Origin of the sequence: Microbacterium deminutum (genome assembly GCF_039530205.1) — a bacterium.
GTDB lineage: Bacteria > Actinomycetota > Actinomycetes > Actinomycetales > Microbacteriaceae > Microbacterium > Microbacterium deminutum.
Genome location: NZ_BAAAOG010000006.1, coordinates 19,780 through 32,719 on the forward strand (window position 1 = coordinate 19,780; position 12,940 = coordinate 32,719).

General features: G+C 65.3%; 8 protein-coding genes. 7 read left to right on the forward strand and 1 reads right to left on the reverse strand.

The genetic code is table 11. The features are described 5' to 3' along the window. Positions 1-554: 554 nt before the first annotated feature. The 6 genes from ABD212_RS14015 (at position 555) to istB (ending at position 9,637) form a co-directional block, all read left to right on the forward strand. Entirely contained in the window at positions 555-1,394 is an 840-nt protein-coding gene (locus ABD212_RS14015) for an MBL fold metallo-hydrolase (protein ID WP_344095675.1), read from the forward strand. Positions 1,395-2,566: 1,172 nt separating this feature from the next. Further along, on the forward strand, positions 2,567-3,937 hold the full coding sequence (locus tag ABD212_RS14020) for a GH1 family beta-glucosidase (RefSeq protein WP_344095677.1): 1,371 nt from the start codon (positions 2,567-2,569) through the stop codon (positions 3,935-3,937). Next, entirely contained in the window at positions 3,934-4,530 is a 597-nt protein-coding gene (locus tag ABD212_RS14025) for a TetR/AcrR family transcriptional regulator (RefSeq protein WP_344095679.1), read from the forward strand. The genes ABD212_RS14020 and ABD212_RS14025 overlap by 4 nt, the downstream gene beginning before the upstream one ends. 5 nt (positions 4,531-4,535) lie before the next feature. Next, positions 4,536-7,487 carry a glycoside hydrolase family 9 protein gene (locus tag ABD212_RS14030; RefSeq protein ID WP_344095681.1) on the forward strand — a complete coding sequence of 984 codons (2,952 nt, stop codon included), beginning with the start codon at positions 4,536-4,538 and terminating at the stop codon, positions 7,485-7,487. 141 nt (positions 7,488-7,628) lie between these two features. Continuing rightward, positions 7,629-8,840 carry an IS21 family transposase gene (istA, locus tag ABD212_RS14035; protein WP_344095683.1) on the forward strand — a complete coding sequence of 404 codons (1,212 nt, stop codon included), beginning with the start codon at positions 7,629-7,631 and terminating at the stop codon, positions 8,838-8,840. A 5-nt stretch (positions 8,841-8,845) separates the two neighbouring features. Continuing rightward, the gene (gene istB / locus ABD212_RS14040) at positions 8,846-9,637 is read left to right on the forward strand and encodes an IS21-like element helper ATPase IstB (RefSeq protein ID WP_344095685.1); all 792 of its coding nucleotides are present in this window, start codon (positions 8,846-8,848) and stop codon (positions 9,635-9,637) included. A 759-nt stretch (positions 9,638-10,396) separates the two neighbouring features. On the opposite strand, the gene ABD212_RS14045 is transcribed toward istB, so the two are convergent. Continuing rightward, positions 10,397-10,993, reverse strand: a complete 597-nt coding sequence (locus ABD212_RS14045) for a TetR/AcrR family transcriptional regulator (RefSeq protein ID WP_344095687.1) — start codon at positions 10,991-10,993, stop codon at positions 10,397-10,399. Between the two features lie 227 nt (positions 10,994-11,220). Here ABD212_RS14045 and ABD212_RS14050 point away from each other — a divergent pair, with 227 nt between their 5' ends. Then, complete coding sequence (locus ABD212_RS14050) at positions 11,221-12,894, forward strand: GH35 family beta-galactosidase (protein WP_344095689.1); 1,674 nt, start codon at positions 11,221-11,223, stop codon at positions 12,892-12,894. Positions 12,895-12,940 lie beyond the last annotated feature (46 nt).

Consider the following 12,940-nt stretch of genomic DNA (forward strand, 5'->3'; position numbering starts at 1 on the left):
CGACGTGGCCCATTGAGAAGATCGGACTGCGGCGGATACTCGTGTCGGACGGGCCCAGCGGAGTCCGCGGCGAGACGCGGGACGAGCGGTCTCCGTCGCCGAGTATTCCGTCCGTGACGGCTCTGTCCTCGTCATGGGATCCGGAGGTCGCACGACGCTAAGGTCACCGAGGCCGAACTGATCGAAGTGCTGACGCACCTGGCGTTCTACGCCGGATAGCCCAACGCGATGGCTGCGGTCGGTATCGCCCGGGACGTTTTCGGCGCTTCAGCGAACGAAAGCTGACTCAGCAGGGGTTCAGGAAGGGTCGCCATCCGCATCGACTGATCGTCGGGCTGGGCGGGATCACCACCCTGCCGGACGGCACTGCCGAGCACCTCAGAATCGCCCTGCGGCGCGGTCGTCACCGGCGCTGCCCTGCTCTCCGGCGCGTCCCGTCTCGCCGCCTCCTGGCTGCCTCCCTCTCGCCGACGACACCTTCGCCATCGCAGGCGGGCCCTGTCGCTGGCGGGGTCCTCGCGGCAGACTGGGCTGAACGAAGGGCCCGGTTGAACATGTCGAATCCCCGATCGATTCGTGTCTCGGAGCAGGGCCAGGCTGTCGCGCCACCAACCGAGGTGTTGGGCGGCGACGCGTTCGACAGCTCCGCTGCCGGGACGGCCCTGTATTGGCTCGGGATGGCGGGCTTCCTGATCAATTCGCGAGGAACCCTGGTGATGGTCGACCCGGTGTTGCGGGATTTCGACATGCCGCTGCTCATCGACCTTCCCGCGGACACCCCCGACGTCCCGCGCCTGGACGCGATCCTGGTCACCCACGCCGACAACGATCACTTCAGCATCCCGACCTGCCGTGAGCTCGTCGCCGTCACCGGCGAGTTCCACTCCACGTCCTACGTCGCCGAGATGATGACTGAGCACGGCATCCCCGGCACCGGCCACGGCATCGGCGATCGCTTCTCCGTCGGGCAACTCACCGTGGAGGTGCTGCCGGCAGACCACGCCTGGCAGAACGAGAACCCGGAACCCGGGCAGCGCACCTTCCGTGACGAGGACTCCTGCGGATTCTGGATCACCACGCCGGACGGCACGATCTGGGCGCCGGGCGACTCCCGGCTCATCCGTGAACATCACCTCACCATGCCGTCCCCGACGGCGATGCTGTTCGACTTCTCCGACAGCGAGTGGCACTTCGGATTCGACGGTGCCGTCGAGATGGCCAACGCCTACCCCGACACCCAGCTCCTGCTCCACCACTGGGGATCGGTCGACTCGCCGGACTTCGCACCCTTCAACGGCAATCCCCAGGATCTGTTCGATGTGATCGTGAACCCCGATCGGATCCGAGTCCTCGCCCCCGGGGAAGCCTTCCCACTGGCCACGAACCATGTCTGATCAGCGACTCCTCGCACGACGGACGAAGTGTCCTCGGTGGTCCCCGAGCATCGTCAGGATGCGGATTCTGGCAGCGCCGAGAGTGTGAAGGTGCGCGGTTGCCGTCGTCCTTGTCCGGTTGCCAAGCGACTGGTTGTTGTGCCGGTTTTGTGCCGGTTGCTCTGTTGCAACCAACTATGACCAACTGCGACTAACGAGCACTGCGCCCGCGGATTCTTGCGACCAACTGCGACCAACCGGCATCAGCCAGCCCGGGTAACCAACTTATAATCGTGAGGTCGCGGGTTCAAGCCCCGCTCCTGCTACAAAATATCCCAGATCAAATGGGATTGTTTGTTGCCTGGTTAACGGTCGCTAACCGACACGCCGTATTTGGGACGGTCTTGGGCCGGTTTCTGGCCAATCAACTGCGACCAACTGCGACCAACTGGCACCCGCCCCGGACGCCGGCGCGCGGTGTGACCTCACGATTACGGATTTCACCATCGTGAGGTCACGGCGGCGTCGTCCCGTTGTGACACGTCCGCGACAGGAGGTCACCGATGCCGCCTACACCGCGCGGTGTCCTGAGCGCACACGCACGCCGCCGATCGGGGGTTGTGTGGCGTGCGATTAATCCCCCTTGCGCGAATCGCTGCGGTCGGCGTATTCGCTCACTGCACGGCAAAGGTCTATCGCCTGAGGGATCGAGTGCGTCGAGTCCGTCCACCAGCTGCTCGATGACTCTCGTGGCGACCTGCGCGTCACCTGCCTCCAACGAGTCGATGACCTTGACGATGGCCGCGTGATGTGGAGCGTACGACTCGGCGACCGGCCGGCTCGCTTCTGCTGTCGGCCTGAGGAAGTGTGCAAACCGATCGGTGGGGCTCTGGTCTCGGGCGCCAGGTATCTGCTCGGTTGAAGCTCCCTGGGCATTCGACCCGAGATGTGACCGATTGGATCGCGGCCAGCTCCCTTGGCGCACCCGTAGAACATCCGCGCCCACTCTCGCGTTACCTATGTTTATTGAAATAGCGCTATGGTCGTCTCAGTCGTCCTCGGACGACGAATGCGAGGACCGACGTCGATCCGAGGGAGAACGCAGCTGTGGCAGAGACCCGATCAAGCGCGACACGGCTTGGACCGCCGCTGGGGCGTGAGTCGATCTCGTGATGAGCCAGGAGGTTTCGAGTGTGAGCGAGGCGACGCCCGCATCCGAGGTCCGATTCCCTGCGGGCTTCGTGTTCGGGGCGGCAACCAGCGCCTACCAGATCGAAGGAGCCTGGAACGAGGCCGGCAAGGGCCGATCGATCTGGGACACGTTCTCGCAAACTCCGGGCAACGTGTGGAACGACATCCCTGGCGATGTCGCTGTCGATCACTACCACCGCTGGGCGGAGGACATCGCCCTGATGAAGGAGATCGGCCTCGATTCCTATCGGTTCTCGCTGAGCTGGTCGCGACTGCTTCCTGATGGAACCGGACGCGTGAACGAAGCGGGTGTCGAGTTCTACAGCCGGCTGATAGACGGGCTGCTCGAGGCCGGCATATCGCCGAGCATCACGCTGTACCACTGGGACCTTCCGCAGGCGCTGCAGGACAAGGGCGGATGGGCGAACCGCGACATCGTCGACTGGTTCGCGGAGTACGCAGCACTGGTGTTCGAGCGGTTCGGGGATCGGGTGCCTCGCTGGGTGACGATCAACGAGCCCATCGCGCTCTGGGTGGGATACGGGCTGGGGATCTTCGCCCCGGGAATCGCCGACGAACGGGTCGGCAAGCAGGCGATGCACAACGCGATGCTGGCGCATGGCCGCGCCGTCGAAGCGTTCCGGGAGTCATCTGCCATCGGTGAGATCGGCATCGTGCTCGACATCTGGGCCCGGCATCCCGCGACGGACTCTCAGGCCGATCGAGACCTTGCCCTGCGCGATGAGGACGACGGATTCCGCTTCTTCCTCGATGAGCTGTTCACCGGCCGGCCGAGCGGGCGGATCGTCGAGCGGCTGACCGCGTCCGGGATCATGCCCGAATTGCTCCCAGTGGACGAGCGGATCGTTCAAGCGCCGATCGACTTCCTCGGGCTAAACGTCTACTCCCGCGTGGTCGTCAGCGCCGAAGATTACAACCCCCGTTGGTGGGAGGCTGCCGGCTCCCACCCCGGCGGCAACTATCTGACGAACGGCATGGAGTTCTATCCGAGGGCGCTGACGGATGCCGTCACGATGGTCAAGGAGGACTACGGCGTCACGCTCCCGCTGTTCATCACCGAGAACGGCATCTCGCTCCCCGGCGACGAGGTGGTCGATGGCGCGGTCCATGACCCGGAGCGCATCGAGTACCTCGCGGGCTTCCTGGCGGAGGCCGGGCGAGCGGTCGCGGCCGGGGCTGATATCCGCGGGTTCTATGTGTGGTCGCTGCTCGACAACTACGAGTGGTCGGCGAGTCTCAGCGAGCGGTACGGGCTCGTCCACGTCGACCACTCCACCCAAGCTCGGACCATGAAGGATTCTGCGCGCTGGTATGCCGACGTCATCCGCAATCGCCGTGTGGCCGAACGATGACTGAGGTCCCGTCCGAAACGAAACCCCGCCGGCGGCGCCTGACACCCGAGGCGCGCAAAGCGGAGATCCTCGACGTCACGCTCGCCCTCCTTGCGGAGAAGGGGTACTGGGGTCTGACGTTCGCAGATGTGGCAAAGGGGGCGGGCGTCACTTTCCAGGCTGTGCTGCACTACTTCCCGACCAAGGACGATCTCATGCGCGGCGTCCTGTCGCGCAGAGACGAGGTCGACATCCGATCAGTCGCACCCGACGATCATCCGGTCCACGACGCCGTGGAGTTCACCGACATCATCGCTCGGCTCATCGCCCGCAACGCCGAGCGGCCCGAACTCATCCGCCTCTACGCCGTGCTGTCGGCGGAGTCGCTTCACCCCAGTCATCCTGCTCATGGGTACTTCCGCGAGCGTCAAGCCACCTCGCTTCGCGAACTGCGCGACCTCGCTCGCACGTGGTACGACGACCCCGACGAACTGGCCCTGCAGGTGAACTGCGAACTCGACGGTCTTCAGATCTTCTGGCTGCGGGATCGCACCGTGGACATGGTCGCCCGATGGCGAACATGGGCCCGCAACTACCTAGGCGTAAAGGAATAGACGACATGGCGCACCGGCACAACGACAACGGGACCGCATGGACGGATTGGCCCCTGCTGCACGCCGACATGACGGCATCCCTGGACCGCAAGAGTCTCGGGAAGCCGGTGCTGAGGCGACAGTGGATCGATGACATGGAGACGGACCCGGACTGGCGGCCCAGCCCGGTTGTCGAGCTCGGCTACACCACCGACCGCGCTGTGGTGGGAACCCGATCGCTGCGGATGTCGACGCTGCTGCGCAATCCCGACTATATCCGGGCCAGTCGTGAACCCAACGGGACGTTCTCGGGGCAGGCGGTGCTCTTCGAGGGGACGCCGTTCTCCGCCGTTATCGCCAAGCACTTCGATGCACCGCAGGACTGGTCGGAGTACAACCGGCTGTCGCTGTGGGTCTACGTGCATCCCACCGACCACACCACGATCGCGTTCGCTCTCGCGTTCCTCAGCGAGGGGTCGGCTGCCGGTCCTGAAGACCCCATCGCGATCCACTACTTCAGCGACCTGAAAGCGGGTGCCTGGAACCAACTCGCGTGGGAGATTCCGGAGATACGACGGGATGCCGTCACCGAGGTCACGGTCTTCCAGCCCACGTTCGGGGTGACGGGGTCTGAGCCTCGGATCACGTACGACCTCGACGCGCTGCAGGTCGAATTGGTCGACGCGGAAGTGCCGGAAGGCTGGAGCGTGCCGGAGGACAAGATCTCCTACAGCCACTTCGGATACACCCGTGGAGGGCATAAGCTCGCGACGGCCCCTGCAGGGGAAGCCACGGAGTTCGAGGTGCTTTCGCGTGATGGTCAGGTCGCCGCATCGCTGCCTGCGGCACCGATCACGAATGAGCGCGGCTCGTGGACGAGGCTCGATTTCTCGACGTTCACCCGCGAAGGGGAGTGGCGCCTCCGCTACGACGGTGTCGAGACCGAGGTCTTCCCGATCTCCGACGACGCGCATCTGCCGCTGGTCGAAGCGACACTGAACGCCTTTTACGGACTGCGCTGCGGATGGGCCGTGCCAGGCGTCCACGGTGTGTGTCACAGCGACGTGTTCTCGGAACACGAAGGAGATCGGCGGAGCGTGGCCGGCGGCTGGCACGATGCCGCCAACCTCACGCAAGGACCCGGGCGGACTCACCTGTCGATCTACGCACTGAGCGACCTCGCCGACTCGCTGTACGCGCGAGGGGCGACAGCGCTCGCGGATCGTGCGCGAGAGGAGGTGTGCTGGGGGATCGCCTGGTCGCTGGGCACGCGATTCGGTCCGGGACTCCGGGCCCTCTACAACGATGCGTCGTACTACACGGACGGCGTCGTCGGCACGGACGACGACATGGTCCAAGAGGGGCGCGGCGGGGTCGCGTACGACGAGTTCCAGAACATCCTCGGCGTTCTCGCGATGGCGCGGGCGGCGCGCACCATGGGCGACCACGACGCGGGAACCACGGAACGACTGATCGTCGCGGCCGCCGAGGACTTCGCGGTCACGTACGAGGGGCTCGTCTCGCCCGTGACTGCCGAGCCGGTGGCGATCAACGCGAGCTCATGGCGCGACCGGGTGGGCTACCTGTGTCTGGCAGCGGTCGAGCTGTACCGCTCGACCGGCGACCTGCAGTACCGGGATGCCGCGATCAGACTCGGCCGATGGGTCCTGGACCTGCAGGAGACGCGGTTCGTCGCCGAGGCGCCGGTCACAGGGTTCTTCTACGAGGATGCGGCGCGCACGCGGATCGTGCACGAGTACCACGACGGGTTCGAGGACTCCGGGCTTCTGGCCCTCGCCGCGCTGCGCGAGGAGTTCGTCGACAGCGAGGACTGGATCGACTGGCACACCGGCCTTGCACTGTACGCTGACTACTTCTGCCACCTCGGCAGTGAGGCATCCGCGCCATTCGGGATGATTCCGGCGGCGGTGTGGCGCGCGGTGGACCTCGACGCGCCGCTTCCGCCCGACCCGGTTGTCGACTTCATCCACCTCCTGCCGCCCACGCCCCTCTTCCCGACGCCGCCGACGCGGGGCATGGTGCGGGAGCAGATGCAGCGGATGTTCGAAGACGGCATGGACCTCGGCGGCGATTATCGGCTGCGCCGGTTCCCGCTGTGGTGCGACCACGTGCGCCATGGCGCGACGACGGTGCACCTCGGCAAGACGATCGGGCTTGCGCAGGCCGCGATCGCACGGGGAAGCGCGGCAGACATGAATCTCGCGTCGCGCCAGCTCGAATGGGTCGTGGGTGCGAACCCGTTCTCGCGGTCACTCGTGTACGGCGTCGGCTTTGACTGGTGGCAGAACTTCTCCGCCGAGCTTCCCAATCTCGTTGGAGGCCTGTCGCTGGGCTTCAACTCATACACCGGAGACACCCCCGCGTGGGGGAACAACGCGGTCTTCCCGTACAAGGAGCAGTGGGTCTACTCGTCGAGCCGCATGGCGATGGTCCTGGCCCGGGTGGGGACACCCGCGCGAGTACGTGGGGAGGCTCCTGCAGGCGCGACTTTCACAATGCGCGCGACCGGCGACGAAGGGGTTGTCGCTCCCGGCAGCTTCGACCTGATGATTCCGGCCGGCGAGTACGACGTGCAGTTCGGGGGAACACGAACCTCTCTGGTTGTGGTCGACGGGGCGCGTCTGACACTCCGACTGGATGAGTCGCAGTGGTTGATGATCGAATTGCGGGCGGAGGCGAGCTCGACCGAACGCGTCCGCGTCACCCTCGACGTATCCGGTGAGGGCTCGCACTCGATCGCGTTGAGGACCCGCAACCTCGACGCACTGGTCCCCGACGTCATAGACGTGGAGCTCGCACGCGGAGCGACGCAGAGGTTCGAGCTCGACCTGCAGGTCACCGACGCCGCAGCGCCATGGACTCTCGTTGCCATCCCCGATCGTGACGTGAATGCGTCGCGCGAGGTCGGTGGATCGGCCCTGGCTCGGTCGCGACATCTCACCCGTGGGGCTGAGTAGAGACTGTTCAAACGGGGCTGGAGCCTGACCCGATCCGCCGTGCCCCTCGGCCTCAAGGTCAAGAAACACCAGTCGGTGTCGGCGACGGTCGAAAGCTGGACAGTAGCGAGGCTCGAAAAGTGAACACTCAACGATTGGAGAGTGATCACTTTGGAGGACTGGGCGCTGATCAGGAGGCTCGCTGCGGAGGGTGTGCCGAAGGCGAGGATCGCGGAGCGGTTGGGGATCTCGCGGACGACGGTCGTGAAGGCGGTGAAGTCGGAGGCCCCGCCGAGATATGAGCGGCGTGCGGCATCGACGTCGTTTACTCCGTTCGAGGCCCGGGTGCGGGTGCTGCTCGAGGATGATCCGGAGATTCCGGCGACGGTGATCGCGGAGCGCGTGGAGTGGTCCGGGTCGATCACATGGTTCCGGGAGAACGTGAAGCGGCTGCGACCCGAGCATCGCAGGATCGATCCCGCCGACCGGCTGACCTGGGAACCGGGCGATGCCGCTCAGTGTGATCTCTGGTTCCCGCCGAAGAAGATCCCGCTCGAGGACGGAACGGCGAAGCTGTTGCCGGTGCTGGTGATTACTGCGGCGCACTCTCGGTTCATGCTCGCCAGGATGATCCCGACGCGGAGGACGGAGGATCTGCTGCTGGGGTCCTGGGAGTTGATTCAGCAGCTGGGTCGGGTGCCACGCAGGCTGATCTGGGACAACGAGCCCGGCATCGGTCGCGGCAAACGTCGTGCCGAAGGGGTGGCCGCGTTCATGGGCACCCTCGCGACGAGGCTGGTGCTGCTGCCACCGAAGGATCCGGAGTCCAAAGGGGTCGTGGAACGCCGCAACGGCTGGTTCGAGACCTCGTTCATGCCCGGCCGCTCGTTCACCTCGCCTGCGGACTTCGACGATCAGTTCAGCAACTGGTTGCGGCGAGTGAACGGCAGGATCGTGCGGACCACGAAGGCTGCACCGACGGAGAGACTGGATGCGGATCGGACGGCGATGCTGCCGCTGCCCCCGATCCCGTTGCACCTGGGCTGGCGGAACCGGGTTCGCCTGGGACGCGACTACTACGTCCGTCTCGACACCAACGACTACTCGGTCGACCCGCGGGTGATCGGTCGGTTGGTGGACGTGACCGCGGACTTGGAGCGAGTGCGGGTGCGCTGCGAGGGGAGGACCGTCGCCGACCACGCCCGGGTCTGGGCGCGTGGGATGACCGTGACTGATCAGGCGCACGTGGAGACCGCGGCACGGCTGCGGAAACAGTTCCAGCAGCCCCGCGCCGCGATCGCCGGTGACGATCTGGCCAGGGACCTCGCGGACTACGACCGTGCATTCGGTCTCATCGACGGGGAGCTCGACTGATGGCCGTGACGAAGCCAGCCGAGTCCGTGAAGCAGATCACCTATCTCGCCGGGGCGCTGAAAGCACCTCGGATCAACGAAGCCGCCACCCGCCTGGCCGAGCAGGCAAGGGATGCCGGCTGGTCGTTCGAGGACTACCTCGCCGCCGTCCTGGAACGCGAAGTCAGCGCACGCAACGCCTCCGGCGCGCAACTGCGGATCAAAGCAGCCGGGTTCCCCGCCCCGAAGACACTCGAGGACTTCGACTGGGACGCTCAACCCACCGCACGGCAGCAAGTCGCCGCGCTGGCGTCCGGCGGGTTTCTGCTCGAGGCTCGCAACGTGGTCCTGCTCGGCCCGCCCGGAACCGGGAAGACGCATTTGGCCACCGCTCTCGGGATCGTCGCAGCGCAGCACGGGCACCGAGTGCTGTTCGCCACCGCGACGGACTGGGTCACCCGCCTCACCGACGCGCACCGGCAAGGACGACTCCCCAACGAGCTCACCCGACTGCGTCGTTACGGGCTGATCATCGTCGACGAAGTCGGCTACCTGCCCTTCGAGCAAGACGCCGCGAATCTGTTCTTCCAGCTCGTCTCATCTCGCTACGAACACGCCTCGCTGATCCTCACCTCGAACCTGCCGTTCTCCAGTTGGGGCGGCGTCTTCGGAGACCAAGCCGTCGCCGCCGCGATGATCGACCGCATCGTGCACCACGCCGACGTCATCACTCTCAAAGGCGCCAGCTACCGACTCCGCGGCAGAGGCATCGACAGCCTCCCCAGCATCCGCACCACCACCGACGAAACCGCTGGCTAGACTGCCCGCAACCGTTCACTTTTCGAGCGCCGAAAGCGTTCAGAATTCAACCGCCGTCGACAAGTCGGCTTGAACCTGAACATTTACATGCACGCGACGAGCGTGGGCAGGTCGTCTGGCTGTCGGCCGCTCAGTGGCGCCGACCTGCGGGCTGGGCCGGTTTTGGGCCGGTTGAACCACTCCGGCGAACGAGCACCAACTGCGACCAACGAGCACCGCACCCGCGAATTCATGCGACCAGCGAGCGTCAACTAGCACCATCCAGCCCACTGAGTTCAATTCATAATCGTGAGGTCGCGGGTTCAAGCCCCGCTCCTGCTACGAATAAACCCCAGGTGAACTGGGGTTTTTTGTCGCTCGGTTAGCGGTAGCTAACCGACACGCTGTGATTGTGCGGTTGAAAACCGGCCAAGTTTGGCACGGCCCGTCCGTAGAACACCTCCTCGTTGTGCAGATTGCTCACAGCAAATGGCACACTGGACTCGAGCGCCACGAGCTTCGACTCTTTCGTGCGCAAGATGCGCAATCGAAACCGGGGTGACCTCCCGATTATCGGTCGTGCGCTCGGTGGCCGTCATTACCGCTCGAAGGAAGAAGAGGTCGCCGCGGCCGTTGCGCACCTAGCGGATTGCGGACCATGTCGGCGGGCCGGCGCCGTCGCCCCATTGACGGGGCTGCCTTGTCGGCGAGTTCACGGGCTTCGAGACATGCGAGCTGAGTGAGGCCCACTGGCCCTTTGCGGCGCCAGGGCGTCACAGTTCACGGCGCCAGGAGTTGGCTCAGGTGATTTCGGAAGTCGGACGTGAGATCCCGTGACGGGTCCAGTAGCCACTGCAGTTGCAGCCCATCCCAGGTTGCGGCGACCAGACGCGCAGCAGATGTTGGGTCCGTGCTGGAGGAGATGCGGCCGCGTGACTGGTCATTGCGGATCGCTTCCGCGAATCCCTCGACAGTTCGCTGGTATCGGTGAACGAACCACGTGTGTGCGGGATGCTCGGGAGCCGAGGCCTCCGCCGCAACGATGGCGAGGAGCCGCAGGAGTTCTGGGTGGTCGTAGTTCTGCCCCCACAGCTTGAGAGTTGCCGCTTGCAGGCCGTGATCTTCGGCGTACTCAGGAAACCACGTCGCTTGGCTGTCCGCGTGTTCGAGGACGGCGACGAGGAGCTCACTCTTGGTGGGGAAGTGGTGCACGAGGCTGGTGAGGCTCAGGTCGAGTTCGCGAGCGATGTCACGGAGTGATCCTCCGTGGTAGCCGCGAGAGGAGAACACGGTCGTCGCCGCCTCGATGATGTCCGCACGGCGCTGAGCGGTCTTCGCGTACTGGCGACGTGGTTGGGGGACGGTGCTGGTGGACATGCTCCCAGCGTAAACGATCACCATAAAAAAATGTAGCAAGTGTTCGGTTTTGTGTTATGTTCCTCTTGGCTCCCCACGCGGGAGGTGCTTGCATCACTCAAAGACCGAGCATCCGCTGCACACTCCGGCGCACTCGCCGAGGTGCTCGACCTCCTGGCGAGCATTCGAAGACAACTCCCGACCACCGATTCCATCGAGCCGAACCAGAAGAACAGGACGACCTTCCCGTGAGCGACACCATGACGCGCCGCACATCACCGAGCAGGCTGCTCCGGCGAGACGATCAGCCCGCGCAGCTCATCGTAGACGGGGAACCCTTCCTCATCCGGGGAGCGGAGCTGCACAACTCCAGCGCGGGCACCCCCGACTCGATCCGTACCGCGCTCAACGCGCTCGACGGCCGCCATGTCAACACCGTTCTGGCGCCGGTGTCGTGGCACATCGTCGAGCCAGAGGAAGGTGTATTCGACTTCTCCATCGTTGATCAGCTTCTCGAGTGTGCCCGGAGCCATGGATACCGCTTGGTGCTGCTGTGGTTCGGGTCCTGGAAGAACGGCATGTCCAGCTACGCCCCGTCCTGGGTGAAGAAAGATGCCGCTCGGTTCCCGCGCGCACTCATCACCGTCGACGGTGCCCTCCAACTGGTCGAACACCTCTCTCCATTTGGACCAGACTCACGAGCCGCGGATGCTGCCGCCTTCACCCAGCTCATGACACATCTGCGCGACGCCGATGCGCTCCACGGCACCGTGATCATGGTCCAGGTCGAGAACGAGGTGGGCCTGCTGGGCGACAGTCGCGACCGCAGCCCGGCCGCCGAAGCGGCGTTCCACAGTCCGGTCACCGCCGACGTTCTCCAGACCGTCCGTGCGGACCCCATGTTGCGTGTGCACAGAGAGTGGGAGTCGCGAGCATCGCGAACGGACGGCACCTGGACGGAGGTGTTCGGTGAGTCGGCGACCACGGACGAGGCGTTCATGGCCACCGCGTACGCGGACTACATCGGCGAAGTCAGCGCGCGCGGCCGCGCCATATATGACATCCCGTTGTTCGTCAACGCATGGCTGGACAGTGACATCGACATTCCCGGCTTCCCGCTCGCCGGCGGAATGCAACCCGGGTTCTATCCCAGCGGCGGGCCGCTGCCCCACGTCGCGGGGCTCTGGCGTGCAAAAGCGCCCGCGCTCGACCTGCTCGTGCCCGACATCTACTTCGGTGACCCCGCAGCCATCTGCGGCTCGTTCGCTTCAGCCAGCGGGGGACTGTTCATCCCAGAGATGCGCAGCGACGCCGCGGGCGCCTCGCTCGCCTTCGAAGCAATTGGTGAGCACGGCGCCCTAGGTGTCGCCCCGTTCGGCATGGACTCCCTCCGCGACGACGAGGGCGCCGAGATCACGGACGCCTACCGCATCATCGACGCCACGCACGCACGTATCCACGACGGTCGCAGCCGCTCCGCAACGCGCGGTTTCCGCCTCACCACCGCTGAGCCCACCCGGGAGATCACCTTCGATGAGATCACCCTCACCGCGACACTGTTCACCGACTTCACCGGCAACAGGGGCGATCGACCCGGCTACGGCATCATCATCCGACAGCTCGACGGATCGTTCATCGTCGCCGGCCGCGGATTCAAAGTCACCGCCGCAGGCGCCGGCTTCGTCGGAATCGACACCGCAACCGAACTGTCTGCCACTGATCTGGCAGTGACGAGGATCCTCAACGGCGACGAGACCCAGTCGGGGTCCGGCATCGTGCACCAGCCCCTCGGGCATACCAACAACGGGAACTTCCCCATTCCCGCCTCCGTGGGCGGCACCGGCATAACCCACGTCACCTTCTACTCACTCGACGCCGGCAGCAGCTCTCGCCAGCAGCAAGAACCCGCGACCGACGCCTGACCGGGCCCCGGCAATTCGGCATCACTCACTCCATGCCTGACCCTTC